The sequence below is a fragment of the Thermovenabulum gondwanense genome, assembly GCF_001601575.1.
In the GTDB taxonomy this organism is placed as follows: domain Bacteria; phylum Bacillota; class Thermosediminibacteria; order Thermosediminibacterales; family Thermosediminibacteraceae; genus Thermovenabulum; species Thermovenabulum gondwanense.
The window spans coordinates 1-26,717 of the sequence record NZ_LOHZ01000020.1; the positions used below are offsets into that span (position 1 = coordinate 1).

Genomic DNA, 26,717 nt, shown 5'->3' on the forward strand with positions numbered 1-26,717 from the left:
TGGCGGCCTTTGATTTTCCCGATCAGGAACTTAGGGGTAAATTTTTGAAATATTGCTTTGAAGAGCGGATGCTGGTATTGGCGACGGGTGTAAAGGGAGTAAGGTTCAGGCCGATTCTCACGGTAACAAAAGAAGATTTGACGGAAGGGTATAACCGCATGAAAAAGGCTTTAATGAGGATAAAGAAAGAAAATGCATAAACGGGGCTAAAAACGCCCCGATTTATTTTTGCCGTATTTTTTTTAGAATTTGTAGCATACTATATATAATAAATGGCATTCAGAAATTTATCAAAAAAATGTATTAAAAAAGAAGGAATTTGATAATTTTTATAGAATGTATAAAGTTGAGCCCTTTTATTGCCGCTTGCCATCATATTTTTATAACTTAAAAAAAATGTAAGGAGGAGTGTAATTGAAATTAAAATTCTTCAAAAATAGTATTGCCTCCTTTTTAATTGCTTTTTTTGTTTTTTCTGCGGCTTTGGGCTATACATATTTGGAAAAATCGGTTACCATAGTTGATAACGGTAGAGAAATGAAAGTTAAAACTTTTTCCACCACTGTGGGAGAGCTTTTAAAAGAGAAAAATATAATTCTTTCCAGGGATGACAAAGTTTTACCGGAGCCCTCCCAAAAATTAAAAGAAAAAGACAAGATTATTATTTATAGAGCTTTTCCGGTGAAAATTATCGACGGTGGCAAAGAAATAACGGTGAATACCTTAGCAGACAGCGTGGAAAATATAATAAAAAAAGCTGGCTTAAATTTGCAAGAAAAAGACAAAGTAGTGCCCCGAAAAGATGAAGTAATAAATAATTCTACAGAAATCAAAATCACAAGAGTAGATGAGAAAGTTATTGAAGAGGTAAGGAAAATACCCTTTAAAACCATTACCAGGGTAGATTACAACCTGCATTTTGGCAAACAAAACATTATTCAGCAGGGAGAAGATGGTGAAGAAAAAATTATTACTACAATAGTTTATGAAAACGGTAAGGTGGTTGACAAAAGTACTCGGAAAGTAATAACGAAGCCTGCAAAGCCGCAAATAATAGTAAGAGGAGGCTTAATGGTAGCATCCCGTGGAGGAGTAGAATTTGCTTACACTGCAAAATACCGTATGCTGGCTACCGCCTATACCTATACCGGTAATTTAACCAGAATGGGGACAAAGCCGCGGGTCGGTGTAGTAGCAGTAGATCCCGAGGTAATTCCCTTGGGTAGCAAGTTGTATGTGGAAGGATATGGATTTGCACGGGCTGAGGATACGGGAGGCGCAATTAAGGGAGAAAGGATAGATATATTTGTCGAAAGTGAAGCTATCGCCCAAAGATTCGGGAGAAGATGGGTAACCGTTTATTTATTAAAGGAATGAAAAAGCTAAATAATAAATTATACGCAAAAAATAAACGCCATCTGCAAAAAAGCAGGTGGCTTTTATTTTAAATAACTTACATTAATTTTATTTTTTTTATATCTTTTATACCTTTTTATTGCTACTTTTATCCTGAAAGGTATGTACAATAAAAGGAGAAAAAGTAAAGCTCTAAACCAGAAATAAGTATATATTTTTCTTTTAACTTCGTCCTTTGAAATCAAGTTTACGCTTCCTATAAAATTTTCTCCTTGATAAAAATCTATTTTTCCTATTACTGCTCCCTTAGCTAAGGGAGCTTTTATTGTTTTAGGAATATCTATTTTTTTAGTGATTGGCAAATTATTATCTTTTTCCGATACAAAACTGAAATCTTGAAAAGCAATTAAGGCAACGGGATTACCGTATTTTACATCTATATAAGTAATCTCCTCACCATTTTTAACTAAATCTTCGCGTTTGAAATTATTAAAACCATAATCCAGTAATGAGATTGCATCGGTATAAATATTTTTTCCCTGGGATTTTAAAACTACTGCTAAAAGTTGCATTCCGTTTCGCGTAGCGGAAGCGACTATGGTTTGACCTGCGGAAACGGTGTAGCCCGTTTTTACCCCATCAGCACCTTCATATCTCCACAAAAGTTTATTGTGATTTATCAATGTCCTATCGTATTCTTTTCCCTGCCAGGGTATATTAAAGGTCTTTGTTTTTACTATTTTACAAAAGGTAGGATTATTTAATGCATAACGCGATATTAAAGCTAAATCGTAGGCAGTAGTATAATGGTTTTTATCGGGGAGACCGCTGGGGTTTACAAAGTTCGTATTTTTTGCACCTATTTCCTTTGCTTTTGCATTCATAAGTTCTGCAAATTGTTCCACACTGCCGGAAATATGTTCTGCTATAGCTACGGCAGCATCGTTGGCAGAACTAAGCATCAAACCGTAAAGCATTTGTTCAAGGGTAAGAGTTTCACCTATTTCAAGGTATATCCTTGAGCCGTCAGATTTAAAAGCTCTTTCGCTTGTTGTGACTTTATCGTTTAAATCCCCTCTTTCTATTGCTATTATAGCCGTCATTATTTTCGTTGTACTTGCGGGTTCAAGGGGAATATTGGCATTCTTTTCATATAGTATCTTACCCGTTTTTGCTTCAATTAATATACCGGCTTCCCCAACTATATCCGGCGGATTTTTGATTGTTTGAGGAAAGACTGTATTGTTGAAGGAAAAGAAAAATAGGATAAAAAGTAAAATGATTTTTGCCCTCATGTTGCACCTCAATAAAAAAGATGTTGGCATAAATTTAGTATAACAAAAAATTAAATGAGTTCCAAGGAGGTCATTTTGAATAAAATAAAGTTAATAAATTAAAAATAATTAAAAGACAGGAGGGATACTTTTTGGGTAGCAAACTTCAAAAGGCAGGCAAAATATTACAATTACAAACAAATATACAAAACCTTGAAGAAGAAATTAAATATATTGATGCGGATATTAGCTCTCGTTTGCACGATTCGCTGGTACAATCTTCTTCATATATAAAGCTACAAAAATTGCTGGATGAGGTTTGTTTTTTATTAAGCTACTTGAGAGAAGGAAATAACACCGAAAGAGAAACAAAAGATTTATTGAAAACGATTAGAAAGAGGTTAATATTAATAAGTATATCTTTGTTAAAGGACATTCAAAAGAACCTGTTAAAATCGGCCGAATCATTGAATACAGCACAAGAAGAATTTATAATGCTATCTAATATTCAAAAATTATATAAAACGGTGGAAGAAAACGAAAAAAATTTTATGGAGGGGTAGTATTGTTAAAGACCTTTTTCTTTCTTACCATCAGGTCAATAGTATTATTTTTCGTCAGCTTAATAATAGTCAGGTTTATGGGGAAAAGAACCATTGCTCAATTATCTCCCTTTGATTTGATTGTAATTATAATAATGGGTTCGGCTATAGCAATACCATTGGAAGATAAAAAAATACATTTAAGTTTTGGAATTATACCCGTGATAATCATGTCGTTATTAAATTACTTAATATCGATTTTGATTACAAAAAACAGAGTTTTTGAGAACATTCTTCAAGGAACATCAACCGTTCTGGTAAGAGATGGAGAAGTAATAATAAAAAATCTTAAAAAAGAAAGGATAAGTATGGCGGATTTAATGATATTATTGAGAGAACAAAATATCTCAAATATTAACGATGTGGAAGAGGCAACCATAGAGCCCAACGGTAAGCTGAGTATAATCCTCAAAAAGGAAAAACAACCTGTTACGCCAAAAGACCTTGGGCTTTCAGCGGCGGAAGGTATTTTTAAAACTGTGTTAATAAATAATGGAGAAGTAGTAAAAAACAATCTGGAAGTGGCAAATGTAGGCTTAGAACAACTTCTTGTCGACCTTAAAAATCGGGGAATAAATAGACTGAAGGACCTGGAAAAGGTGTGGATTGATGAAAATGGGAAAATAACTTTTGAATTAAAAAATGAAAAAAACACTGAAAGGAGACCTTTATGAAGAAAAAAAAGGATGGATTTTTTAACAAGATAGGTGTGAGTGAGGATGAAATCAAAAGAGAATACGGTGTGGATCTTTACCTTTTTCTCGATGCCGTTGCTCTTGGCCTTAGTGATGAAGAAATATCAAATATAATCGGTTACGATTTGGAGACGGTCAAAAAAGTCAGGAAAAGACTTGGAAATATAGGAAGCGAAATAGGGCTTACTTACAAGAAAGACCTTTCCGACGAATGAATATGTGAAAAAATTGACAATATATTTTTTTTAATTTATAATATTGTTAATAATTTCACATGTCAAAAGGGGAGTTTTTATGGTAAAATTAAGTGTCTGTGTGGGGAGTTCATGTCACTTGAGGGGTGCTTATGATATAATTAAAATATTCGAAAGCCTGATAAAACAGTATAAATTGGAAGATAAAATAAAGCTAACTGCAGAATTTTGTTGTGGAAACTGTACCCAGCCAGTATCGGTAAAAATAGACCAAAATGGACCTTTTTCCGTTACCCGGGAAAATGCGGGAGAATTCTTTAAAAAATACTTTCTGGAGGTATAAATTTTGGAAGTTATCAATTTTACCCGTGCAGAGTGCAGAAATTGCTACAAGTGTGTGAGAAACTGTCCTGTGAAAGCGATAAGGATAAAAGAAGGTCAGGCGGAGATAGTTCTGGAAAGATGTATTACCTGCGGAACCTGCCTGATTAAATGTCCCCAAAATGCAAAAACCGTAAAAAGCGATATGGATAAAGTAAACGACATTCTGGGAAAAAACGAAAAAGTTGCTGTAAGCCTTGCACCTTCTTTTGCCGGGATTTTCTCATCATTCAATCCCGAAAATTTCATGTCTAGGTTGAAAGAACTCGGATTTAAAGATATTTTTCCCACTTCTCAGGGTGCAATTTTAATTGCGAAGGCTTACGCCAATATTTATAATGACAAAAGCAGGAAGGTAATTATATCATCCGCTTGTCCGGCGGCCAATTATTTGGTGCAAAAATATTATCCCGAATTAATAAATTATCTTGTTCCCGTAGTATCTCCTATGATTGCCCACGGGATGTATTTAAAGAGAGTAAGGGGTTATTCTAAAGTAATTTTTATTGGACCCTGTTTGGCAAAAAAAATGGAGGCTATGGAATTTAAAGAGATTATTGATGCGGTAATAACCTTTGATGAACTTAAAAAATTAATGGGGTTAAAAGAATTAATTGAAGAGACCTATTTTTCAGAAAATGACGATGAAGAGGAAAATGAGGAAATTTCGATTAAAACCGGGGCAGCTTTATATCCCATTCCCGGTGAAACAGTGAAGACATTTTCTCCTTTTATAAAAGAAAGGTGGAGGAGAGAAATTACCGTTCATGGTTTGGATGACCTGGGAGAGGTTTTTGAAGAAATAAAAAAGGGAAAATTAAAAGATGTATTTATAGAAGCTAATGCCTGCAGGGGAGGATGCAGCAGCGGTCCCGCAACAGGTGATAAAAAGAAGGATAGATTCATGAAGTTGGGAAAAATTAGAGAGTATGCCGGGAGATTAAAAGATAAATTTCAATTTGAAAATAAAAATGAAGAATTAGATATGAAAGCAATTACACGAGAATTTACCGTCCTTACGGTTTCTAAGAAAATACCTTCTGAAGAGGAGATAAGGAATATATTGAGGCAGATAGGAAAATACAGCGAAAGGGATGAATTAAACTGCGGCACTTGCGGTTATGATTCTTGCAGAGAAAAAGCTATTGCAGTATATAACGGAATGGCAGAAATATATATGTGCATTCCTTATATGAGGACGAGAGCCGAGTCCATTTCCGAACTAATAATCGAATCCACTCCCAATGCTATTGTTGTTGTAGATAAAAATTTGCAAATTCAGGAGTACAATCCCGCTGCAGAAAAAATGTTTAAGAAAACAAAAAAGGAAATTATAGGGATGCCTCTCGATTATATTTTTAATGACGATGATTTTAGATTTGTTGCCGAATTAAAAGAAAATATAATTGCGAAAAAAGTAAAACTGCCCGAATACAATCTGGTAACACTCCAGAGTATATATTTTCTGCATGGCCACGATTTAATAATAGGTATTATATCGGATATAACCAAACAGGAAGAAGATAGAAAAAGGAATTTAGAGATTAAAAAGAAGACCATTGAGACCACCCAGCAGGTTATAGAAAAACAAATGAGGGTGGCACAGGAGATAGCAAGTGTCCTTGGGGAAACCACAGCAGAAACAAAAGTGCTTTTAAATAGAATAAAAAGTATTTTAAAGGAAGAGCTTCCCGATGAATAATTTATCTTTTCGAACGGAAATCTATTTTGAAAGTATTAACAAATACGGAGAGGAACTTTGTGGCGATAAAGTCGAAGTAATTAAATCGCCATTGAAAACAATTTTTGTATTTGCAGACGGCCTGGGAAGCGGTGTTAAGGCAAACATTCTGGCTACCCTTACGACAAAGATAGCTGCTACCATGCTGAAAGAAGGATCTTTAATAGAGGATACCGTAAAGACAATTGTTGCCACTTTGCCAGTTTGCAGGGTTAGGAAGATTGCTTATTCCACCTTTACTATAGTAGAAATTTCCGCTGATGGGAAATGTTCTATTATCAATTACGATAATCCACCGGTATTTTTTATTCGAAACGGAAAGGTCTTAGACATTCCCGTAAAACACAGAGAAATTGACGGTAAAATTATTAAAGAATCTCACATTTATTTAAAAGAAAACGATGTGATAGTAGTTGTAAGTGATGGGATTGTTCATGCAGGGGTAGGAGGAATACTGAATTTAGGATGGCAGTGGGAGAACATCGCTAATTATTTAGAAAAAATTATAAAGAATGACACAAAACCTGTTGAGATAGTTAAGTTACTGGTGACAATCACAAATAATTTGTACATGGAAAGAGCGGGCGATGATTCTACCTGCGCGGCAATAAAAATTATTTCTCCTCAAAAGGTAAATATTATGGCAGGTCCTCCGCTAAATCCTGAAGATGATGTAAATGTGGTTAATTCTTTTATAAAAAAGCCGGGCAAAAAGATAGTATGCGGTGGAACAACCGCTCAAATAGTAGCTAAAAATTTAAATAAACCCCTGATTACTTCTCTGGAATTTATTGATCCTGATGTACCACCCATAGCCCATATTGACGGTATTGATCTTGTCACGGAAGGGGTGCTTACGCTAACAAAAACCCTTGAAAAATTAAATAATATTTTTTCAGGGGAAATCGAGCTAAATGAATTATTGCACCATAAAAAAATGGACGCTGCTACGCGTCTTGCAATTATGCTTATTGAAGCAACAGATATATCGTTTATCATAGGTAACGCAATTAATCCCGCTCACCAAAATCCGGATTTTCCCAAAAATCTTTCAATAAAACAAAATGTTATAAACGGCATTGTGAATATTTTGGAAAAAATGGGTAAATTTATAAGTGTGGAAAGTTATTAGTTAGTCCTGTTTATTTTCCATTTTAATTTTAGCATCCTTCCGGAAGCCTGGGGGATGCATTTTATATTGTTTTTTTTGAGAACTTACTTCCCTTGGGCTTGGTCTACCTGCAGGTTTATATATATTCGCACCGATTTCTGTATTTGCAAAGGTTTTTCTCATTGCAAAAAGCTTTTTTTTCAGCGACATTTTTTAATCCTCCTAAGTTTGATCAAGGCTTTCCAATACCTCGTCAAAAAGGTCTATATCGCACCTTCCGTTAACCCAGTGAATACAGGTATCACATCTTACATTTTCTTCATTTTCTTCTAAGTTTGTCATCGTTTCAATTGGGGCATATCCCGGACAATTTCTTCCAACGCTCTGCAACTGCTGCCTGCTTACCACTTTGCTCTCCTCCTTTATTTAAGTTTCATATTTATTTTTTGGACTTTTTTAAAATATATTTATACATTTACTGGAAAGGGAAAAGAAAAAAATATTTACAGCGAAATAACTATATAGTATACTTAAAATTAATAATATGAGTTTATCTAACTGAATTAAAGGAGGGCTATATTATGCCGATGTTTGAATATATCTGTAAAGATTGCGGAAATAGATTTGAAGAGCTGAGAAAAGCTAATGAAGCTGATTTGCCATTGGAGTGCCCGAGATGCAAGAGCAAAAATACAAAAAAGCTAATTTCACTTTTTGGAACTTCTTCCGGTTCTACCAACGGTGCGTCGTCATCACCTGTAAGAAAATTTGGTTGAGCCTCCTGCTAAATAAACCCCAGTTGGGGTTTTATTTTTTTATTGTAGGTGTTTTTATTATTTGTTAAAATATATTAAAAAACCGGAGAAAGGGATAGTTATGGAGCTTTCTTCACTGCTTGAAAATCTAAAAAAGAAAGAATCTTTCGTAAAAAATGTAACTTACTGGAAGGTTATACCGGCTAAGGAGGGAGAATATTTTCCCTTCCCTGAACAAATTGATGGGAAACTTATCCGTGCCCTTGTAGAGAAGGGTATAAAAAATTTATATTCACATCAGAGGAAAGCCATAGATGAAGTATTAAAAGGAAACAATGCTGTAGTAGTCACTCCTACAGCTTCGGGAAAAACTCTTTGCTATAATATTCCCGTTATCAATGAAATTTTAAAGAATAATGATTCGAGGGCATTATACCTTTTTCCCACGAAAGCCCTATCCCAGGACCAGGTTTCGGAGCTTTTAGAGTTAATAGAAGGGGTAGGTGAAAATATAAAAACATTTACCTATGATGGGGATACTCCTCAGGATGCAAGGGTATTAATCAGAAGGGATGGCCATATAGTAGTTACAAATCCCGACATGCTTCATACGGGTATTCTACCCCATCATACGAAATGGATAAAACTTTTTTCAAACTTGAAATATGTGGTGATCGATGAATTACATACCTATAGGGGAGTTTTTGGAAGCCATACGGCGAATGTGATAAGAAGGCTTAAAAGGATATGTAAATTTTACGGGTCAAATCCGATATTTATCCTTTGTTCTGCTACAATTTCGAATCCTGGTGATCTGGCCGAAAAGCTTATAGAAGAAAAAGTTACTGTTATTGACAAAAGTGGTGCTCCGACCGGAGAAAAAAATATAATATTTTATAATCCTCCCGTTGTAAACAGACAGTTGGGTATTAGGAAAAGCAGCATTATCGAAGCAAAAAATTTAGCATTAGAATTTTTGAAAAAGGATGTCAAAACAATAGTATTTGCAAAAAGCCGGTTAGCCGTGGAGCTTATTTTAACCTATATTAGGGAAGGCCTGAAGGAAAACCCGATTTTCAAATCATCTGTTAAAGGTTATAGAGGAGGATATCTTCCGAAGGAAAGAAGGGAAATTGAAAAGGGCTTGAGAGAAGGAGATATAAAAGGTGTAGTGAGCACAAATGCCTTAGAGCTGGGTATTGACATTGGAAGCCTTGATTCGAGTATTATCAACGGCTATCCTGGCACCATAGCAAGCACATGGCAACAGATGGGGAGAGCCGGGAGGAAAACATCTCTTTCTTGTTCAATATTAATAGCTTCGAGTAACCCTTTAGATCAGTATATTATTAATCATCCCGATTATTTTTTTGAAGCACCCCCGGAAGCGGGACTTATTAATCCGGACAATATTTATATCCTTGTAAGTCATATAAAATGTGCTGCTTTTGAACTCCCTTTCGAAGAGGGAGAAAATTTTGGCAGTGTTTATGTGGAAGAATATCTAAAATTTTTGGAGGATGAAGGAATTTTAAGGCATGTGGATAAACGGTGGTACTGGATGTCCGAAGCTTTTCCGGCTGAAGAAGTGAGCCTCAGAAGTGCCAGTATGGAAAACTTCGTGGTAATTGATACTACAAATTATACACCGAGGGTGATTGGAGAGGTAGATAGGGCAAGCGCTCCCATGCTAATTCACGAGGAGGCTATTTATATACACGATGGGCAGCAGTATCAGGTAGAAAAATTGGATTATGAAGAAAAAAAGGCTTTTGTAAAGAAGGTGGATGTGGATTATTATACAGACGCCAGTGTATCTACAAATATAAAGGTACTTGATATTCTAAAGCAGGATTTTATAAATAGCGTATCGAAGAAATATTTCGGAGAAGTTCTGGTTACTACAATGGCAACAATGTTTAAAAAGATTAAGCTTTTTACCCATGAAAATGTCGGAGCAGGACCTATAAAATTACCGCCGGAAGAAATGCATACTACGGCGTTTTTCTTCACCTTTGAACACAAAAAATTGGAGCCGGAAAAACTACAGCAGGGTTTACTGGGTTTATGTAATGTTCTGGTAAATATTGCTCCTTTATATTTAATGTGCGATCCTAAGGACATCCGCGGTGTGGTGGAAATTAAGTCGGCTTTTACTAAGCAACCAACTATCTATATTTTTGATAATTATCCAGGTGGTGTAGGTTTTGCGGAAAAACTTTATGAAATAGATAGGGTCTTATTGAAGGCGGCAATGCAAGCTATTTTAGAGTGCACCTGTGACGATGGTTGTCCTTCCTGTGTCGGTCCTGTAGAGGATGTAGGATACTACGCAAAGCAAAGTGCCCTTGAAATTGTTCAGGGGGTGCTAACAGATTGAATTTAACAGAAAAATTGAAAACTTTTATCGGGAGCTCAAAAAATAGATTAGATAAAGAGGTTGAAAAAGGCAAATATTTTTGGATTGCAGAAAAGATAGAGGGAAAAATTGTAAAAACCCCTCTCGGCGAACACATTGAAAAAGAGGTAATTTATGATAATAAATACGAATATTCGGGGGTTAAGCTTTCTGAGGTATTGGAAATTCCAATAAACGAGCTGGATTCTGTTTTTAAAAATTTAAGCAAAAAGATAGAAATAGAAAAAATAGCTTTTCTGGATACTGAAACCACCGGGCTTGCAGGAGGTTCCGGAACATATGCGTTTTTGATAGGTGTGGGATTTTTTGAAAACAATTATTTTAGACTTAATCAGTTTTTTATGCCCGATTATTCGGAAGAACCTTCATTACTGTTAAGATTAAAGGAAATTCTATCCGGTTTTGAATTCGTGGTTACTTTTAATGGTAAAATATACGATGTGCCCCTGTTGATTACCAGGTATGTTATAAATAAAATGAATCCTCCTTTTCATGAGCTATGCAATCTGGATTTACTTACAGTATCGAGAAGAATATTTAAGAAAAGATTAAAAAGTGTGGCTTTGGGCAACCTGGAAAGACAGCTTTTTTACATGGAAAGAGAAAACGATATACCGGGTTATATGATTCCAGCAGTTTATTTTAATTATTTAAGAACAAGCAGGGCAGAGGATTTAATACCCATCTTTTTTCATAACCAAAAGGATATCCTTTCTATGGTAAACTTGTTATATACAATTTTTGATGTGGTAAAAAACCCCTTAGGTTCTAATCTGTGTAGAGGCGAAGATTACATATGCATAGCGAAATTGTACGAGGAAAAAGGAGATTTTCAAAAAAGTATCGAATGTTATAAAAAGGCCATAGAGTCGGAAAATATTAAAGAAGAGGCCTGCATAAAGCTTTCTTTGTTGTATAAGAAATTGAAGATGTGGGATGAAGCGGTGTCCATGTGGATGGAAATGGCTGAAAAAAACATTGGTACCCTAATTGCACTGGAGGAGCTCTCAAAATACTTTGAGCACATCGAAAAAAATTACGATAAAGCTATAAAGGAGGTAGAAAGGGCTCTTCATATTTTGAGTTTAAAGAAAAGATTGCTTAATCAACCGGATGATAAGAAACTTTTAGAGTTTAAAAAAAGGCTTGATAGGTTGAAGGATAAAAGATTAAAAAACAAAGGACAGATTTTTTTAATGTAAAAAATATATAATCAAAAACAAAAGGAGGTAATTTTCCATGAAGGATGCCCTTTTATTAGCCGCACAGCTAATGGCTGTTTCTGCCAGAACGGCACCAAAGGCTGCAGGAAGGGATTTCGTAGAAATAAAAATTATAGAAGGTGAAGATGTCAAAAAATTGGCAAGGGAAATGCACGAATACGGAAAAACGACCGGTAAAGCGAATTTTGATAGGGATGGTAAGAATGTTGAAGACTCTGAAGTAGTAATTTTAATTTCCCTTAAAGATGCAAAACCTGTAGGATTGAACTGCGGAGCATGCGGTTATTCTGAATGTGCGCAACTTCCTGAATTTATAGAAGGTCCGGAGTTTAAAGGGCCCATCTGTGCATGGAGATTAATGGACCTCGGTATTGCCATGGGATCTGCGGTAAAGACTGCAAGCCTGTTAAACGTAGACAACAGGATTATGTACAGAATAGGTGTTTTGGCAAGAAAAATGGGCTTAATAGAGGGCGAAGTAGTGGTAGGGATTCCCCTTTCTGCGACGGGAAAAAATATATACTTCGATAGAAAATAATATAATAAAATAACGAAACGCGGTGTAATTTTAAACTGAATTTTCTTGCATTTATTAGTTATATTTTATTTTTGAGGTCATTATGTTTTGAAAAGCATAACGAATTCTAAGAAATATTCTGGAAGGGAAGAGTTACCATGCTTTATAAAAACAAAAAAATTCTAAAAATATATATCCCTTTATTAACGGTAATTATTCTAACCTTAGCCCTGTTTGTGACGGGTTGCTTTAAAAAGGAAGCAAAAAAAGAAATAATACTAGCAACTACAACAAGCACTCAAGACAGCGGACTTTTGGATAAATTGATTCCGTTGTTTGAACAAAAAACGGGTTATAAAGTAAAGATAATCGCCGTAGGTTCGGGACAGGCGCTGGCAATGGGAGAACGGGGTGATGCCGATGTGTTACTCGTTCATTCTCCCCAGGAAGAAGAAAAATTAGTCGAAAAAAAAGCAGTAATTAACCGGCATCTTGTTATGCACAACGACTTTATACTCGTTGGACCTGAGGAAGATCCTTCAGGTGTAAGAAATACTACCGATATATTTGAGGCATTTAAAACTATTGCAAAGAATAAAGCCTTATTTGTGTCAAGGGGGGATAACTCGGGGACGCATAAAAAGGAATTGGAAATATGGAAAGGTGCAGGTATAACTGATTTTGAAAAAGCTTCCTGGTACCAATCCACCGGGCAGGGTATGGGGGCAAGTTTGGATGTGGCTTCCGAGAAAAAGGCTTACATTTTAACCGATAGGGCTACGTATTTAGCAAAAAAGAAAAAGTTAGACCTGGTAATTTTGAAACATGGCGATAAAACTCTTTTAAATATATACCACGTTATGCAACCCAATCCGGAATATATAAAAGGTGTTAATCCCGGAGTGGCAAAGCTTTTAAATGTGGATGGTGCAGAAAAATTTATAAAATTTATGATTGATTCTTCCACTCAAAAGATAATAGGGGAATTTGGTAAGGATATGTTCGGTGAGCCTTTATTTACACCCGATGCAGGTAAAAAAGAAAATGATTTAAATTAAAAAATTAGAGGGAATTTTTATGAATACAATCTTAGAAGGTATAAAAAAGGGATTAATGATGCTATTTTCCTTCAATAAAGAGGTCTACGGTATAGCCTTTTTTTCCCTGAAAGTTTCTTTAACTGCCACATTAATAAGCGTAATAGTAGCTTTTCCCATCGCTATGTTTTTGGCTCTGAAGGATTTTCCTGGGAAAAAGGCAGTAATAAGTTTTGTAAATTTAGGGATGAGTCTACCGCCAACAGTAGTAGGGTTATGGGTTAGCCTAATATTGTGGAGAAGTGGCCCCCTGGGAATTTTTAGGCTAATTTACACTCCTGCTGCATTAATAATAGCGCAAACTGTTATTTCCACGCCTATAGTGTTATCCCTTGCCACTGCTGCCTTCCAGCAATTAGACCATAAACTGAAATGGCAAATTATGTCTCTCGGAGCGACACCGCTGCAGTTGATGTACCTTATGGCTAAGGAAGCACGGTATTCTTTAATGGCTGCAATTATAGCCGGGTTTGGAGGAGCTATATCGGAGGTTGGAGCTTCCATGATGGTAGGGGGAAATATTGAAGGCTATACCCGGGTCCTGACAACAGCTATTGTCATGGAAACCAGCAAAGGAAACTTTGAGACGGCCCTGGCTTTAAGTATAATATTAATGACTTTATCTTATTTGGCCACTTTTTGGCTTACTTTTATACAGCAGCGGAGGTCTTAAAGATGAATATAATTGAAGGTTATAATATTCAGGTAAAATCCAAAGATAAGTTAATTTTAAACATAAACGAAATAAAAATTCCTCAGGGAAGAGTTTTTGCCTGTATTGGTCCGAATGGCGCAGGGAAAAGTACTCTTATAAGAGTGTTGACCTTTTTACAAAATCCGCATAAAGGTGAAATTTTTTACAATGGAGAGAAAGTGAGGCAAAAGGAAATAATAAAAATAAGAAGAAAAATGGCGGTGGTCTTTCAGGAACCCTTATTACTTAATACTACTGTAAAAGAAAATATTCTTTTAGGGCTAAAAATCAGGGGAGTTGATTCAAAAACTGCGGAAAAAAAGGCCAGGTTCTGGATGGAAAAATTAAAAGTAAGTCATTTAGAAAAAAGATGGGCAAGGTTATTATCAGGTGGTGAGGCTAAAAGGGTGAGCATAGCCAGAGCCTTAGCTTTGGAGCCGGAAATAATTTTTTTGGATGAACCCTTTGCTAATTTAGACGAATTCGGTAAAGGCGATTTGTTGATGGAGCTCACCGAAATATTAAAATCCACATCAATGACTGCTTTTTTCGTAAGCCATGAAAAGAAGGAAATATCGGTTCTTGCCGATAGGGGCATTATTTTAGAAAGCGGGAAAATAATAAAACAGGGTAGTATAGAGGAAATATTAACATTAGATTATTAGAAATACAAAAATACACATGTTAAACATTGCTAAAAAATCTACTTCATGCTATAATATACTAAAATTTATTTTGGCCTCAGTAAAGTGCCTTTTCCCTGCCAAAAGCGAGCGAAGGTTGGTGGAAGCTTCGCGGTAAAAAAGGCATGTGGCAGCTGAGGTGATTAAAGAAACTAAGTAAAAAATATATTTTTCATTTTAAAGTGGCAGGTGATAACCTGCAACTAGGGTGGAACCGTCCGGAAAGGACCCCTAGGCCTTTTAAGGTCTTGGGGTTTAATTTTTTATACCAAAAATTAATGGAAAGGGGTTTAGTATGGCTGATACCGGAGAAAAATTGATGAACAAAATAGTATCCTTATGTAAAAGGAGAGGTTTTGTCTATCAGGGTTCGGAGATTTACGGAGGACTTGCCAATACCTGGGATTACGGACCTTACGGAGCAGAATTGAAGCAGAACATAAAAAGGTATTGGTGGAAAAAAGTTGTCCATGAAAGGGACGATGTGGTTGGACTTGACAGCGCTATTTTAATGCATCCCAAAGTATGGGAAGCTTCGGGGCATGTTGCGGGGTTTAACGATGCTCTGATTGATTGTAAAAATTGTAAGTCCAGGTTTAGAGCTGACCATCTTATTGAAGAGACCTTAGGGCTTCATGTAGAGGGCAAAAGTGTAAAAGAATTGTCTGAAATTGTACATGACAACAAGGTGAAATGTCCGGTATGCGGGGCGGTAGATTGGACCGACGCAAGGGTATTTAACCTCATGTTTAAGACCCACCAGGGGGTTACCGAAGATTCAAGCTCTATCGTTTATTTAAGACCGGAAACAGCTCAGGGTATATTTGTAAATTTTAAGAATATAGTGGATACCTGCAGGGTTAAGCTTCCCTTTGGAATTGCCCAGATAGGTAAGGCTTTTAGAAATGAAATAACTCCGGGCAATTTCATTTTTAGAACAAGGGAATTTGAACAAATGGAATTGGAATTTTTCGTAAAACCGGGAGAGGATATGGAGTGGTTTGATTACTGGAGAAATTTCACCATGGAATTTTTTACATCGCTCGGGGTCAAAAAAGAAAATTTAAGGCTTAGAGACCATTCACCCGAAGAATTATCCCATTATTCAAAGGCTACCACGGATTTAGAGTACAATTTCCCCTTCGGCTGGGGTGAGTTATGGGGCGTAGCTAACAGAACCGATTTTGATTTGTCCAGGCATATGGAATATTCTGGGAAAGCCTTAACGTATTTTGATCAGGAAGAACAAAAACATATAATCCCCTATGTCATAGAACCTTCCTTAGGTGTGGATCGAGCCATGCTTGCTATACTATGCGATGCTTATAGAGAGGAAGAAGTTGAGGGAGAAACCAGGGTGGTTCTGGGGTTAAGTCCGGTCATGGCTCCTGTAAAATGTGCTGTACTGCCCTTATTTAAAAAGGAACCTTTAGAAGAACTGGCGAGAAAGATATACCATGACCTGAAGAAGGTCTTTACCGCTGAATACGATAATGCAGGAAGTATAGGAAAAAGGTACAGGAGACAGGACGAGATAGGTACTCCCTACTGCATCACCGTGGATTACGAAAGTTTAAACGATAATAAAGTCACGGTAAGGGATAGGGACACCATGCTTCAGGACAGGATAGAAATCAGCAAGGTAAAGGAATATTTGGAAGAAAGATTAATATAAAACGCATAAATCCCGAATTTTATGCCCACTCTAAAATTGAGATAAATAAGGAGTGGGCATTTTATGTACTATTTTAGATTTGATGGCAATATTCTTGATTTTACAAAAGGTCCTGCAACTGATAGGATAATGAAAATGGCTGAAAATTGTTTTGTAAGAGAAAGAAAGGACAGAATTTCGATTTTCGATTTTAAATTGACCATGACCTGTCCCGGTACTTATATGGAAGATAAATTATTGGATTTTTATATGGTGCTAAACAAGAAAAAACATAATTTGAGCTGTTTTAATTGCTGGTTTGGGCTGGAATGGAAGGGGAAAATGTGCAGCGTAAATTCTTTCTTGTTACCACGTCATTTCCACCATAGAAAAATAAATTTTACTTCATTAATAGCCATTTTGAATACTTATGGCTATATTCAGCTTCCCGTCCCGGATCCTCTTACCTGGGGTTATATAAATTTTAGATATTAGTATTAAAAATGCCGCATAAAAAGCGGCATTTAAATATTTAAAAAACCTTTAAAGGGGAAAGAGCACTTTTTATTTCTTCCTTTATTTTCTCCAGTCCTTCAGGGGTTTTTGATTCGCACCTAACTATTAATTCCGGGCCGGTGTTGGATGCCCTTACCAGCCCCCATCCATCGGGAAAAATCACCCGGGCACCGTCGATATCAATTATTTCGTACCTACCTGAGAAATATTTTTTTACCTCCTGAACTTTATCAAATTTTTCTTCATCCGAGCAATGAACCCGTATTTCCGGTGTGGAATAGTACTTGGGCACGTCGCTCAATAGTTCGGAGAGTTTTTTTTCTGTATTAGAGAGGATTCTTAACAATCTCGCTGCAGCATACAAAGCGTCATCAAAACCGTAGTACTCATCCGCAAAAAACATATGTCCGGACATTTCACCGGTGAAAATTGCACCGATTTCTTTCATTTTTGCTTTTATAAGGGAGTGACCGGTTTTATAAAAGATGGGATTACCTCCCATTTTTAATATTTCTTCTACAAGGGCCTGGGAACATTTAACTTCAACTATTGCAGTGGCTCCGGGATGTTTTGGCAAAATTTCCCTCCAAAAAAGAATCATCAACATGTCTCCCCAGATTATTTGCCCCTTATCGTCCACCACACCAATCCTGTCTCCATCTCCATCAAAGCCAATTCCCAGATCCAGGTTTCCTTTTAGCACTAAATTCTTTAAATCCTCCATATTTTCGGGTTTTACCGGATCCGGAAAATGATTCGGGAAATTTGGATCGGAATCACAGTAAAGGGGATATACCTGTGCTCCAAGTCTTGTAAAGAGTCTTTCAGCAATATGGGACGCAGTTCCGTTACCGCAGTCAATAGCGACTTTCAAAGGTCTTGAAAGTTTGATTCTACTCGTAATATCGCTTATATAGTCTTCAGTGGGGTCAATAAAACTCAGGGTGCCGTTTCCTTTCTCAAAATTTCCTTCTTCCATTAATTTTCTAATGTATTGGATATCTTCACCATAAAGGGTCGCATGACCGAAAGCAACCTTAAAACCGTTAAATTGTGGAGGGTTATGGCTTGCCGTTACCATGATACCGGGATTAATTTTATAATGAATTCTTGCAAAGTAAAATATGGGAGTTACAACGGTTCCTAAATCTACTACATCACAGCCGGTGGAAAGGAGTCCATTAATAACCGCCTTTTTTAAAGAAGGAGATGATAAACGATTATCGCTTCCAACCACTACGAGCTTTTCACCGTTTTTTATTGAAAAACTTCCGAAAGCTTTCCCAAGGGTTTGTGCTACATCTTCGTTTAATTCTTCGCCAACAATACCTCTAATATCGTATTGTCTGAAAATGTTGGGGTTAAATCTGTGCAATTTTTTCACCTCCAAAAAGAATTATACCATATTTGGTAAATTTTATTAAATATTAACAAACATATATTACAAGCTAAAATTTTTCAATAGAAAATGAAAAAATGTAAACTTTATAATAGAAAATATGATAAATTAATTATAAAGAATGAATAAACGGGAGGATAATGGGATGAATGCCCTTATTTTTGCCGGTGGAAATGTAAAGGACTATGAATTCATAAAAAAATACAAAAGCTTTTACGATATAGTAATTTGTGCGGATAGTGGAGCCCTTCATGCTTTGAAGGCCGGGTTAAAACCGGATTTTTTAATTGGCGATATGGATTCTATTCCCGAAAACGTTTTTGAATATATAAAAAAATTAAATACAAAAATTATATATTATCCCAAGGAAAAAGACTTTACAGATACCGAACTTGCTGTGGAATACGCATTAAGTTTAGGAGTAAAAAAAGCTATTATAGTTGCGGGAATCGGGACGCGGCCGGATCACAGCCTGGCAAACATTTTTCTGCTTGTGAAATATTTAAATAAAGGTTTAGAATTAAAGGTAGTGGATGAGGATTTTGAAATATTTTTAATTAAAGATGAGAAAGAAATAGAAGGGGAAAAAGGTGACTTGCTTTCCCTCGTTCCCGTTACTGAATTTGCTGAAGATATTTATACCGAAGGGCTCTATTATCCTTTAAAGGGAGAAACCTTGGGTTTTGGCACATCCCGCGGCATCAGCAATGTTTTTCTTGAAAAAAAAGCAAAGATCAGCCTGAAAAAAGGAATTTTGCTGGGGATAAGAGTACATTCAAATTAAAGTGATTTTAAGTTTTATTTTAGAGGGTGAAAAATATGGTCTCACCTGAAATATTAAGGGCAATTTTTGATGCTATTAATGAAGGAATCCTTGTAGTGGATACTAATGAAAATATAATAATGATAAACAATGCTGCGGCAAAATTAATAGGTGTAGAAAAAAAAGATGCGGAAGGTAAAAATGTAGTTAAGATATTACCAAATACAAGGCTTCCAGTAGTATTAAGGACAAAAAATCCGGAATTAAACCAGATACAAAAATTAAAGGATACGACAATTATTACCAGCCGTATGCCGATCTTCGATGAAAAAGGAGATATAAAGGGTGCCGTGGCAATTTTTCGAGATATCAGCGAAGTAAAGAATTTAGCTGAAGAATTAACGAATTTGAAAGAAATCAGGACCCTGCTGGAAGCAATTATTAACTCCACTCAAGATGCTATTTCAGTAGTTGATTCGGAAGGCAAGGGTATATTGATAAATAAAGCATATACTAATTTAGTGGGTTTGACAAAAGAAGATATTATCGGAAAACCGGCGACGGTAGATATTGCTGAAGGAGAAAGCGTGCACTACAAGGTTCTAAAGACAAGAATGCCAATTAAAGGTGTACCTATGAAGGTAGGGCCAAACAAAAAAGAAGTTATCGTTCATGCTGCTCCGATAATTGTAAATGATCAATTAAAGGGAAGTGTAGCGGTTATTCACGATGTTTCGGAAATAAAAAGACTCACAGAGGAATTGGATTTAACAAAAAGAAAGCTAAGGCACCTTGAGGCAAAGTACACCTTTGACGATATAATAGGGGAAAGCCCTGTCATAGTAGAGGCCAAGGAAGCAGCAAGAAGTGTAGCTCTTACAAATGCCACAATTCTTTTAAGAGGAGAAAGCGGTACGGGAAAGGAACTTTTCGCCCATGCGATCCATAACAGCAGCTATAGAAAGCACAGTCAATTTGTCAGGGTAAACTGCGCAGCGTTAACGGATAGTTTGCTTGGAAGCGAACTGTTTGGATATGCGGAAGGGGCTTTTACCGGAGCTAAAAAAGGAGGCAGGAAGGGTCTTTTTGAAGAGGCGGATGGCGGGACGATCTTTCTTGATGAAATAAGCGAAATAGGGTTAAGTCATCAGGCTATGCTTTTAAGGGTTTTAAATGAGAAGGAAATTTTAAGGGTAGGGGAAAGTAAACCCGTGCCTGTAAATGTAAGGGTGATAGCTGCTACCAATGTGAATTTAGAGCGAGCCGTGGAGGAGGGAAGGTTTAGAAAGGATCTGTATTTTCGGCTCAATGTATTCCCTATATACATTCCTCCTTTGAGAGAAAGAAAGGAGGATATACCATTGCTGGTAGAGCATTTTATAAAAAAATACAATCAGGAATACGGCAGAGCGGTGGAAAGTATTGAAAAAAGTGCATTAAAATCTTTAATGGATTACGATTGGCCCGGTAACATAAGAGAATTAGAAAACGTTATAAGCAGGGCAATTATAAATATGAAGACGGGAGAATCCATTATTGAAAAAAAACACCTTCCTTCTTTTGTGGGAGGGTATTTTGAAGAAAAATTAAGAATAGTAAATAGTGAAAATTTAAATTTACCATTAAAATCTTTAATTGAGGAAACGGAAAAGGAAGCGATAATTAGTGTCCTTAATAAAACCGGCGGTAATAAACATGAAGCCGCGAGAATACTGGGGATTTCCATAAGAAATTTATTTTATAAAATAAAAAAATACGGGTTGTAATGGCGAATGCAAATTTTAGCGTGCAAAAAAAATCTTTCAGTGAAAAAAGTTGCACTGAAAATTATATAATTTCTATGAAAAGGCTCGATTTATGAGCCTTTATTTTTTTTTGGAATGCGGTACGGAGTTTGCATAAAAAAATACTTTTAGTGGAGGTGATTTTATTTGAACACCCTTAATGAATTGAAATTAAAAGCCAAAAATTTACCGAAAAGATTAATGGCTGTTGTAAAAGCTGAGGATGAGGATGTATTAAAAGCGGTGAAAAAAACCAGAGAAGAAGGAATTGTAGATGCGGTTTTAATTGGGGATAAATCTGAGATAAAAAAAATATCGGAACAAATAGAATTTGATTTTGAGGGTGAAATCATAGATGAAAAAGATCCTGTAAAGGCTTCATTAATAGGTGTGGAACTTGCAAAAGAAAAAAAGGTGCAGGCCCTCATGAAAGGGTTAATTCAGACCAAAGATTTTTTAAAAGGTGTCCTTTCAGGCGATAAATCATTGACGGGAGGAAGACTTTTAAGCCATGTGGCGGTATTTGAAGTGGAAAATTACCCAAAATTGATTCTTGTAACGGATGCGGCTATGAACATAAGTCCGGATTTAAGTCAAAAATACCAGATAATGAAAAACGCGCTACAGGTTACAAAAATCCTGGGAATAGAAATGCCAAAAGTAGCTTTACTTTCGGCGGTGGAAAATGTAAATCCATCCATTCCTTCTACTATAGATGCGGCTGTTATATCAAAAATGGCAGAAAGGGAAAAATTGAAAGCATTGGTGGATGGCCCTTTAGCGCTGGATAATGCAATCTCAAAGGAAGCCTGTGAGCATAAAGGGATTAATTCAACAGTGGGGGGAGATGCGGATATATTACTGGTTCCCGACCTTATAAGCGGAAATATTTTATACAAATCCCTTGTTTACTTTGCTAATGCAAAGGTAGCCGGCATAGTGGTGGGGGCAGAGGTACCGCTCGTTCTTACGTCAAGAGCCGATAGTGATGAATCAAAAGCATATTCTATTTCTCTTGCTGCATTAATGGGTAAATAAAAAATTATAGGGAGGTATTTTAAAATGGAGCTTTTTAAAGTACTGGATCAGATGGAGCATGAGGAAGTGGTTTTTTGCAATGATAAAGAAGCAGGGCTAAAAGCTATAATTGCGGTTCATAACACCAACCTGGGTCCTGCCTTAGGTGGATGCCGTATGTGGAGCTACGCTACCGAAGAGGATGCGGTAAGAGATGTTTTAAGGTTGTCCCGGGGAATGACTTATAAAAATGCCATGATGGAATTACCCCTGGGCGGAGGGAAATCTGTAATAATAGGGGATCCCCGGAAGGCAAAAAGCGAAAAACTTTTCAGGGCCTTCGGCAAATTTGTAAATTCTCTGGGTGGGAAATACATTACTGCAGAAGATGTAGGTACCTGCCCGGAAGATATGAAGTATGTAGCTATGGAAACGTCATATGTGGCGGGACTTGATGGTAAAAGCGGAGACCCTTCCCCTATAACGGCAAAAGGTGTATTTTTAGGTATTAAAGCATGTTCTGAATGGCTTTTTGGACAATCGGATATAAAAGATGTAGTGGTAGCGGTTCAGGGTTTAGGGCATGTGGGGATGTCTCTTGCAGGATTACTTTATGAAGCAGGTGCACGGCTGATAGTAACGGATATTTATGAGGATCGGGTAAAAGAAGCTGAAAAGAAATTCAATGCGAAAGTTGTAAGCGCTGATGAGATTTATGATGTAGAGTGCGATGTATTTTCACCCTGCGCTCTTGGGGCGGTAATAAATGAAAATACAGTAGAAAGACTGAAGTGTAAAATAATAGCTGGCGCTGCGAATAACCAGCTTAAAGACGAGAGTTTTGCGCAAAAATTATCGGAAAGGGATATTTTATACGCTCCTGACTACGTAATAAATGGCGGGGGAGTAATCAATGTATCTATCGAAGTGTCAGGAATCCCCTACAGTATGGAAGTAGTAGAACAAAAACTGCAAATCATTCCAACAAGATTAAAGGAAGTTTTTAACATGGCAAAAGAAAAAGGTATTACTACTGCAAAGGCTGCGGATATGATTGCCGAGAGTAAATTTAAGAAAAAAGGTTAATATTCGGAGGGATTTTATGGCTTTTGAAATTCTTGCAATAAATCCCGGATCAACTTCTACAAAAATAGCCGTGTTTAAAGACGAAGAAATAATATTTGAAGAAAAAATTTCCCATTCTACTGAAGATTTAAAGGAATTCAGGACAATTTTTGATCAGTATCAATTAAGAAAAAAAATAATACTGGAGGCAATAGAAAATAGAAAATATAACATTAACAATTTAAATGCGGTTGTGGGCAGGGGTGGTTTGATAAAACCCGTGGAGGGAGGAACTTACCGGGTAAATGAAAAAATGATTGAAGATTTAAAAATAGGAGTTCTCGGGGAACACGCATCTAATTTAGGAGGAGTGCTGGCATACGAAATAGCTTCTAAAATAAATGCCCCTGCGTTTATTGTAGACCCGGTAGTGGTTGATGAAATGGAACCCATAGCAAAAATCACCGGGGTACCCAGAATAAAAAGAAAAAGTATTTTTCATGCGCTGAATCAAAAGGCCGTTGCAAAAAGGTATGCAAAAAAAACCGGCAAAAAATACGAAGAACTCAATTTAATAGTAGCTCATATGGGTGGCGGGATTACCATAGGCGCTCATAAAAAAGGAAAAGTTGTAGATGTAAATAACGGACTTGAGGGAGAGGGACCTTTTTCGCCGGAAAGAGCGGGAAGCCTTCCTGCTATGGATGTTGTAAACTTAATTTTTAACGAAAATATGAGCAGGGAAGAAATGAAGAAGTTGATTGCCGGCAAAGGAGGGCTTGTTGCGTATTTTGGCACTAATGATGCGAGGGAAATAGGCGCAATGATAGATAATGGTAATACCGAAGCTAAATTAGTATATGAAGCTATGGCGTATAGAATTGCGAGGGAAATAGGCGCATGTGCAGTTACTTTATCCGGAAAAGTAGATGCGGTAATTTTAACCGGAGGACTTGCTTATGATACAAGGCTGGTGAACTGGATAAAGGAAAGAGTATCTTTCATAGCTTCCGTAGAGGTATTCCCCGGGGAAGATGAATTGAAAGCCTTGGCAGAAGGGGCTTTGAGGGTTTTGAGAGGAGAAGAGATGGCGAAAGAATACAGTTAAATGAAAGGAGGAAGTTTTGAGTTGAATAAGCTTATTATTGATAAAGATAGATGTAAAGGTTGCGGGCTTTGTGTGAATGTTTGTCCTAAGAAAATTCTTTTCCTTGATCAGGAAGAAGTGAATATATTAGGTTATCATCCGGTTGCATCAAAAGAAGGATGTATTGCTTGCGGATTTTGTGCAACGGTTTGTCCTGATATAGTTTTTACAATCTATAAGGAAGAGAAGGAGGGAGAATAAATTGGAAAAAATACTGATGAAAGGTAATGAGGCCCTGGCAGAAGCGGCAATAAGAGCAGGATGTCAATGCTTTTTTGGATATCCCATTACCCCTCAAAGTGAGCTGCCTGCGTATCTTGCGAGGGAAATGCCAAAAAGAGGAGGAGTTTTTCTGCAGGCAGAGAGCGAAGTAGCCGCAATTAACATGGTGTACGGAGCTGCTGGAGCTGGAGCAAGGGTAATGACTTCCTCATCAAGTCCGGGAATAAGTCTGAAGCAGGAAGGTATTTCCTATCTCTGTGGTGCGGAACTGCCCTGTGTTATTGTAAATATTATGAGAGGAGGACCGGGGCTGGGGGATATACAACCCGCTCAATCGGATTATTATCAGGCTACGAGAGGTGGTGGACACGGAGATTACAGAACGATAGTCCTTGCACCTTCTTCTGTCCAGGAACTTGTCGATCTGGTGTACGATGCCTTTGATTTGGCAGACCTTTACAGAAACCCTGTCATGATACTGGGAGATGGCATCTTAGGGCAAATGATGGAGCCCGTTGTGTTTAAGGAAAGGCCCAAAAGAGAACTTCCTCCAAAAGATTGGGCGACCACGGGAATGAAGAATAGAAAACAGAATGTTATAAATTCCCTGTATCTTGATCCGGTAAAATTAGAGGAACATAACTGGAAGTTATATAGAAAATATAAGGAAATTGAAGAAAAAGAAGTAAGGTATGAGATGATAAACTGCGATGATGCAGATTATTTTGTAGTGGCCTACGGGATAGCTGCGAGGATAGCTCTTTCAGCAATTGAAATGGCCAGAGAAAGGGGAATTAAAGTTGGACTTATCAGGCCGATAACCTTATGGCCTTATCCCGCAAAGGCATTTGAAGAGGTTATATCGAGGGCAAAAGCTTTTCTAACCGTTGAACTTTCTCTCGGACAAATGGTAGATGATGTTAAGCTTTCGGTAAATGGAAGGGCACCCGTATATTTTTACGGAAGACCCGGTGGAATGGTATTTACCGCAGAAGAAATCCTTAAAGAAATCGAAAAAATGAGGGGGTGGCCTGATGAAACTGGTATTTGAAAGGCCAAAATCACTCCAGGAAACAAAAACCCATTACTGCCCGGGATGCGGTCATGGGGTTATTCATAGATTAGTGGCTGAGGTTATGGATGAGCTGAATATCAGAGAAAAAACCATTGGAGTAGCTCCGGTAGGTTGCTCCGTATTGGCCTACAACTATTTTAATTGTGACATGCAGCAGGCTGCACACGGTAGAGCACCGGCGGTAGCTACCGGAATAAAAAGAGTTCTGCCGGAAAATATAGTTTTTGCCTATCAAGGGGATGGGGACCTGGCAGCCATTGGAACAGCGGAGATTATCCATGCAGCCGCAAGGGGAGAAAACATCACAGTAATATTTGTAAATAATGCTATTTACGGTATGACGGGAGGCCAGATGGCACCTACCACTTTATTAGGACAAAAAACCGAGACTTCACCGTACGGAAGGAATGCACAAAGCGCGGGATATCCGATAAGAGTTTGCGAAATGCTATCAACTCTTGATGGTGCTTCCTATTTAGCAAGAGCTCAGGTTACCGATGTAAAAAATATTTTACGGGCAAAAAGCTATATTAAAAAGGCTTTTGAAACTCAGATCAATAAAAAGGGCTTTTCTCTTGTAGAAATCCTTTCCCCCTGTCCTACAAACTGGGGCATGTCTCCATCTAATGCTATTTTTTGGGTAAAAAACGAAATGACAAAAGTTTTTCCTCCTGGAATATATAAGGATTGGGAGGAGGGGCGGTAATGAAACTTGAAGTAATTATGGCCGGGTTTGGCGGGCAGGGTATTATGTTGATGGGAGAAATATTAGCCCACAGTGCAATGGTGGAGGGGAAAGAGGTTTCCTGGATTCCTTCCTATGGCCCCGAAATGCGCGGTGGCACTGCGAACTGCATGGTAGTTATCTCCGACAGGAGGATACCTTCTCCCATTATATCTTCGCCGGATGTTTTGGTAGCCATGAACAAGCCTTCCATGGAAAAATTCATGCCTTTTGTAAAAAAGGGTGGCCTTGCGGTACTGAATATGGATTTAATAGATAAAGCTCTGGAAAAAGACGGGGTAGAAATGATAAAAATAAACGCAATAAAAATTGCTGATGAGATAGGAAATATAAAGGCGGCTAATATGGTAGCTCTGGGAGTGGTGGTAGGTAAGACCGGAATTGTAAAACCAGACACGGTGTTAAAATCTATAGATTATTTTCTTCCGGAGCACCGGAAAGCAATGTATGAAATTAATGAGAAGGCTTTTAAAAAGGGATTAGAGATAGTAAAATAAAAATATTTAAGATTTACGGTTCCTGATTTTTTCAGGAATCGTTTTTTTTAGCTTTTAAAAAATATTGTTTTTTATTTAATTGGGAATAAAA

General features: G+C 37.1%; 29 protein-coding genes and 1 pseudogene. 26 read left to right on the top strand and 4 right to left on the bottom strand.

Annotated features, from left to right (window positions below; all coding sequences use genetic code 11):
• Together ATZ99_RS02090 and ATZ99_RS12175 are read left to right on the top strand one after the other, a co-directional pair.
• Nucleotides 1-200 (top strand): annotated as a pseudogene (locus ATZ99_RS02090) (L-lysine 6-transaminase); the annotation flags it as partial.
• A gap of 214 nt (nucleotides 201-414) precedes the next feature.
• Nucleotides 415-1,377 (top strand): resuscitation-promoting factor, encoded by a 963-nt coding sequence (locus tag ATZ99_RS12175; RefSeq protein WP_068747590.1) that lies wholly within the window; start codon nucleotides 415-417, stop codon nucleotides 1,375-1,377.
• Nucleotides 1,378-1,439: 62 nt separating this feature from the next.
• Here ATZ99_RS12175 and ATZ99_RS02100 read toward each other — a convergent pair whose 3' ends face one another.
• Nucleotides 1,440-2,651 carry a D-alanyl-D-alanine carboxypeptidase family protein gene (locus ATZ99_RS02100; RefSeq protein ID WP_068747591.1) on the bottom strand — a complete coding sequence of 404 codons (1,212 nt, stop codon included), beginning with the start codon at nucleotides 2,649-2,651 and terminating at the stop codon, nucleotides 1,440-1,442.
• A 131-nt stretch (nucleotides 2,652-2,782) separates the two neighbouring features.
• Between ATZ99_RS02100 and ATZ99_RS02105 the strand changes: the two genes are divergently transcribed.
• The 6 genes from ATZ99_RS02105 (at nucleotide 2,783) to ATZ99_RS02130 (ending at nucleotide 7,375) form a co-directional block, all read left to right on the top strand.
• Nucleotides 2,783-3,193, top strand: a complete 411-nt coding sequence (locus tag ATZ99_RS02105) for a hypothetical protein (protein WP_068747592.1) — start codon at nucleotides 2,783-2,785, stop codon at nucleotides 3,191-3,193.
• A 2-nt stretch (nucleotides 3,194-3,195) separates the two neighbouring features.
• Nucleotides 3,196-3,906: a DUF421 domain-containing protein gene (locus ATZ99_RS02110; RefSeq protein ID WP_068747593.1), complete on the top strand. Its 711-nt coding sequence runs from the start codon at nucleotides 3,196-3,198 to the stop codon at nucleotides 3,904-3,906.
• A complete protein-coding gene (locus tag ATZ99_RS02115) occupies nucleotides 3,903-4,142 on the top strand; it encodes a hypothetical protein (RefSeq protein WP_068747594.1) in 240 nt (79 codons plus the stop codon). Before ATZ99_RS02110 ends, ATZ99_RS02115 begins: the two co-directional genes overlap by 4 nt.
• A gap of 79 nt (nucleotides 4,143-4,221) precedes the next feature.
• The gene (locus ATZ99_RS02120; protein WP_068747595.1) at nucleotides 4,222-4,464 is read left to right on the top strand and encodes a (2Fe-2S) ferredoxin domain-containing protein; all 243 of its coding nucleotides are present in this window, start codon (nucleotides 4,222-4,224) and stop codon (nucleotides 4,462-4,464) included.
• Nucleotides 4,465-4,467: 3 nt separating this feature from the next.
• Complete coding sequence (locus ATZ99_RS02125) at nucleotides 4,468-6,204, top strand: [Fe-Fe] hydrogenase large subunit C-terminal domain-containing protein (protein ID WP_068747596.1); 1,737 nt, start codon at nucleotides 4,468-4,470, stop codon at nucleotides 6,202-6,204.
• Complete coding sequence (locus tag ATZ99_RS02130) at nucleotides 6,197-7,375, top strand: SpoIIE family protein phosphatase (RefSeq protein ID WP_068747597.1); 1,179 nt, start codon at nucleotides 6,197-6,199, stop codon at nucleotides 7,373-7,375. Before ATZ99_RS02125 ends, ATZ99_RS02130 begins: the two co-directional genes overlap by 8 nt.
• Here the strand turns inward: ATZ99_RS02130 and ATZ99_RS02135 are convergent, their stop codons facing one another.
• Together ATZ99_RS02135 and ATZ99_RS02140 are read right to left on the bottom strand one after the other, a co-directional pair.
• Nucleotides 7,376-7,564 carry a hypothetical protein gene (locus tag ATZ99_RS02135; RefSeq protein ID WP_068747598.1) on the bottom strand — a complete coding sequence of 63 codons (189 nt, stop codon included), beginning with the start codon at nucleotides 7,562-7,564 and terminating at the stop codon, nucleotides 7,376-7,378. It lies immediately after the preceding gene.
• A gap of 12 nt (nucleotides 7,565-7,576) precedes the next feature.
• Nucleotides 7,577-7,762 (bottom strand): hypothetical protein, encoded by a 186-nt coding sequence (locus ATZ99_RS02140; protein WP_068747599.1) that lies wholly within the window; start codon nucleotides 7,760-7,762, stop codon nucleotides 7,577-7,579.
• A gap of 173 nt (nucleotides 7,763-7,935) precedes the next feature.
• Here ATZ99_RS02140 and ATZ99_RS02145 point away from each other — a divergent pair, with 173 nt between their 5' ends.
• From ATZ99_RS02145 to ATZ99_RS02185, 9 genes are all read left to right on the top strand, one after another.
• The gene (locus ATZ99_RS02145; protein WP_068747600.1) at nucleotides 7,936-8,130 is read left to right on the top strand and encodes an FmdB family zinc ribbon protein; all 195 of its coding nucleotides are present in this window, start codon (nucleotides 7,936-7,938) and stop codon (nucleotides 8,128-8,130) included.
• Nucleotides 8,131-8,230: 100 nt separating this feature from the next.
• A complete protein-coding gene (locus ATZ99_RS02150) occupies nucleotides 8,231-10,489 on the top strand; it encodes a DEAD/DEAH box helicase (protein WP_068747660.1) in 2,259 nt (752 codons plus the stop codon).
• Nucleotides 10,486-11,730: a ribonuclease H-like domain-containing protein gene (locus ATZ99_RS02155; RefSeq protein WP_068747601.1), complete on the top strand. Its 1,245-nt coding sequence runs from the start codon at nucleotides 10,486-10,488 to the stop codon at nucleotides 11,728-11,730. Before ATZ99_RS02150 ends, ATZ99_RS02155 begins: the two co-directional genes overlap by 4 nt.
• A gap of 37 nt (nucleotides 11,731-11,767) precedes the next feature.
• Nucleotides 11,768-12,289, top strand: coding sequence for a ferredoxin domain-containing protein (locus ATZ99_RS02160; protein WP_068747602.1), 522 nt, complete (start codon nucleotides 11,768-11,770; stop codon nucleotides 12,287-12,289).
• Between the two features lie 137 nt (nucleotides 12,290-12,426).
• Nucleotides 12,427-13,326 carry an ABC transporter substrate-binding protein gene (locus tag ATZ99_RS02165; protein ID WP_068747603.1) on the top strand — a complete coding sequence of 300 codons (900 nt, stop codon included), beginning with the start codon at nucleotides 12,427-12,429 and terminating at the stop codon, nucleotides 13,324-13,326.
• Between the two features lie 19 nt (nucleotides 13,327-13,345).
• On the top strand, nucleotides 13,346-14,038 hold the full coding sequence (locus ATZ99_RS02170) for an ABC transporter permease (protein WP_068747604.1): 693 nt from the start codon (nucleotides 13,346-13,348) through the stop codon (nucleotides 14,036-14,038).
• A gap of 2 nt (nucleotides 14,039-14,040) precedes the next feature.
• Nucleotides 14,041-14,724, top strand: a complete 684-nt coding sequence (locus ATZ99_RS02175) for an energy-coupling factor ABC transporter ATP-binding protein (RefSeq protein WP_068747605.1) — start codon at nucleotides 14,041-14,043, stop codon at nucleotides 14,722-14,724.
• Nucleotides 14,725-15,037: 313 nt separating this feature from the next.
• A complete protein-coding gene (locus ATZ99_RS02180; protein WP_068747606.1) occupies nucleotides 15,038-16,417 on the top strand; it encodes a glycine--tRNA ligase in 1,380 nt (459 codons plus the stop codon).
• Nucleotides 16,418-16,480: 63 nt separating this feature from the next.
• Nucleotides 16,481-16,891, top strand: coding sequence for a hypothetical protein (locus ATZ99_RS02185; protein WP_068747607.1), 411 nt, complete (start codon nucleotides 16,481-16,483; stop codon nucleotides 16,889-16,891).
• Between the two features lie 37 nt (nucleotides 16,892-16,928).
• Here the strand turns inward: ATZ99_RS02185 and ATZ99_RS02190 are convergent, their stop codons facing one another.
• A complete protein-coding gene (locus ATZ99_RS02190) occupies nucleotides 16,929-18,287 on the bottom strand; it encodes a phosphomannomutase/phosphoglucomutase (protein ID WP_068747608.1) in 1,359 nt (452 codons plus the stop codon).
• 169 nt (nucleotides 18,288-18,456) lie between these two features.
• On the opposite strand from ATZ99_RS02190, the gene ATZ99_RS02195 reads away from it, so the two are divergent.
• From ATZ99_RS02195 to ATZ99_RS02235, 9 genes are all read left to right on the top strand, one after another.
• Nucleotides 18,457-19,095 carry a thiamine diphosphokinase gene (locus ATZ99_RS02195; protein WP_068747609.1) on the top strand — a complete coding sequence of 213 codons (639 nt, stop codon included), beginning with the start codon at nucleotides 18,457-18,459 and terminating at the stop codon, nucleotides 19,093-19,095.
• A 35-nt stretch (nucleotides 19,096-19,130) separates the two neighbouring features.
• Nucleotides 19,131-20,840: a sigma-54 interaction domain-containing protein gene (locus tag ATZ99_RS02200; RefSeq protein ID WP_068747610.1), complete on the top strand. Its 1,710-nt coding sequence runs from the start codon at nucleotides 19,131-19,133 to the stop codon at nucleotides 20,838-20,840.
• Nucleotides 20,841-21,005: 165 nt separating this feature from the next.
• Nucleotides 21,006-21,896, top strand: coding sequence for a bifunctional enoyl-CoA hydratase/phosphate acetyltransferase (locus ATZ99_RS02205; protein ID WP_083947302.1), 891 nt, complete (start codon nucleotides 21,006-21,008; stop codon nucleotides 21,894-21,896).
• A 24-nt stretch (nucleotides 21,897-21,920) separates the two neighbouring features.
• A complete protein-coding gene (locus ATZ99_RS02210; RefSeq protein ID WP_068747611.1) occupies nucleotides 21,921-22,961 on the top strand; it encodes a Glu/Leu/Phe/Val family dehydrogenase in 1,041 nt (346 codons plus the stop codon).
• A 16-nt stretch (nucleotides 22,962-22,977) separates the two neighbouring features.
• Nucleotides 22,978-24,048: a butyrate kinase gene (gene buk, locus ATZ99_RS02215; protein WP_068747612.1), complete on the top strand. Its 1,071-nt coding sequence runs from the start codon at nucleotides 22,978-22,980 to the stop codon at nucleotides 24,046-24,048.
• 21 nt (nucleotides 24,049-24,069) lie between these two features.
• Complete coding sequence (locus tag ATZ99_RS02220) at nucleotides 24,070-24,288, top strand: 4Fe-4S dicluster domain-containing protein (RefSeq protein WP_245641282.1); 219 nt, start codon at nucleotides 24,070-24,072, stop codon at nucleotides 24,286-24,288.
• Nucleotide 24,289: 1 nt separating this feature from the next.
• A complete protein-coding gene (locus ATZ99_RS02225) occupies nucleotides 24,290-25,360 on the top strand; it encodes a 3-methyl-2-oxobutanoate dehydrogenase subunit VorB (protein WP_068747614.1) in 1,071 nt (356 codons plus the stop codon).
• Entirely contained in the window at nucleotides 25,344-26,090 is a 747-nt protein-coding gene (locus tag ATZ99_RS02230) for a thiamine pyrophosphate-dependent enzyme (RefSeq protein ID WP_068747615.1), read from the top strand. Before ATZ99_RS02225 ends, ATZ99_RS02230 begins: the two co-directional genes overlap by 17 nt.
• Entirely contained in the window at nucleotides 26,090-26,626 is a 537-nt protein-coding gene (locus ATZ99_RS02235; protein WP_068747616.1) for a 2-oxoacid:ferredoxin oxidoreductase subunit gamma family protein, read from the top strand. Before ATZ99_RS02230 ends, ATZ99_RS02235 begins: the two co-directional genes overlap by 1 nt.
• Nucleotides 26,627-26,717 lie beyond the last annotated feature (91 nt).

Excerpts from the sequence above, each read along its gene's own strand:
- ATZ99_RS02100 (WP_068747591.1), bottom strand. The coding sequence starts at position 2,651 with ATGAGGGCAAAAATCATTTTACTTTTTATCCTATTTTTCTTTTCCTTC.
- ATZ99_RS02115 (WP_068747594.1), top strand. The coding sequence starts at position 3,903 with ATGAAGAAAAAAAAGGATGGATTTTTTAACAAGATAGGTGTGAGTGAG.
- ATZ99_RS02120 (WP_068747595.1), top strand. The coding sequence starts at position 4,222 with ATGGTAAAATTAAGTGTCTGTGTGGGGAGTTCATGTCACTTGAGGGGT.
- ATZ99_RS02130 (WP_068747597.1), top strand. The coding sequence starts at position 6,197 with ATGAATAATTTATCTTTTCGAACGGAAATCTATTTTGAAAGTATTAAC.
- ATZ99_RS02135 (WP_068747598.1), bottom strand. The coding sequence starts at position 7,564 with ATGTCGCTGAAAAAAAAGCTTTTTGCAATGAGAAAAACCTTTGCAAAT.
- ATZ99_RS02145 (WP_068747600.1), top strand. The coding sequence starts at position 7,936 with ATGCCGATGTTTGAATATATCTGTAAAGATTGCGGAAATAGATTTGAA.
- ATZ99_RS02150 (WP_068747660.1), top strand. The coding sequence starts at position 8,231 with ATGGAGCTTTCTTCACTGCTTGAAAATCTAAAAAAGAAAGAATCTTTC.
- ATZ99_RS02160 (WP_068747602.1), top strand. The coding sequence starts at position 11,768 with ATGAAGGATGCCCTTTTATTAGCCGCACAGCTAATGGCTGTTTCTGCC.
- ATZ99_RS02165 (WP_068747603.1), top strand. The coding sequence starts at position 12,427 with ATGCTTTATAAAAACAAAAAAATTCTAAAAATATATATCCCTTTATTA.
- ATZ99_RS02170 (WP_068747604.1), top strand. The coding sequence starts at position 13,346 with ATGAATACAATCTTAGAAGGTATAAAAAAGGGATTAATGATGCTATTT.
- ATZ99_RS02175 (WP_068747605.1), top strand. The coding sequence starts at position 14,041 with ATGAATATAATTGAAGGTTATAATATTCAGGTAAAATCCAAAGATAAG.
- ATZ99_RS02180 (WP_068747606.1), top strand. The coding sequence starts at position 15,038 with ATGGCTGATACCGGAGAAAAATTGATGAACAAAATAGTATCCTTATGT.
- ATZ99_RS02185 (WP_068747607.1), top strand. The coding sequence starts at position 16,481 with ATGTACTATTTTAGATTTGATGGCAATATTCTTGATTTTACAAAAGGT.
- ATZ99_RS02195 (WP_068747609.1), top strand. The coding sequence starts at position 18,457 with ATGAATGCCCTTATTTTTGCCGGTGGAAATGTAAAGGACTATGAATTC.
- ATZ99_RS02200 (WP_068747610.1), top strand. The coding sequence starts at position 19,131 with ATGGTCTCACCTGAAATATTAAGGGCAATTTTTGATGCTATTAATGAA.
- ATZ99_RS02210 (WP_068747611.1), top strand. The coding sequence starts at position 21,921 with ATGGAGCTTTTTAAAGTACTGGATCAGATGGAGCATGAGGAAGTGGTT.
- buk (WP_068747612.1), top strand. The coding sequence starts at position 22,978 with ATGGCTTTTGAAATTCTTGCAATAAATCCCGGATCAACTTCTACAAAA.
- ATZ99_RS02230 (WP_068747615.1), top strand. The coding sequence starts at position 25,344 with ATGAAACTGGTATTTGAAAGGCCAAAATCACTCCAGGAAACAAAAACC.
- ATZ99_RS02235 (WP_068747616.1), top strand. The coding sequence starts at position 26,090 with ATGAAACTTGAAGTAATTATGGCCGGGTTTGGCGGGCAGGGTATTATG.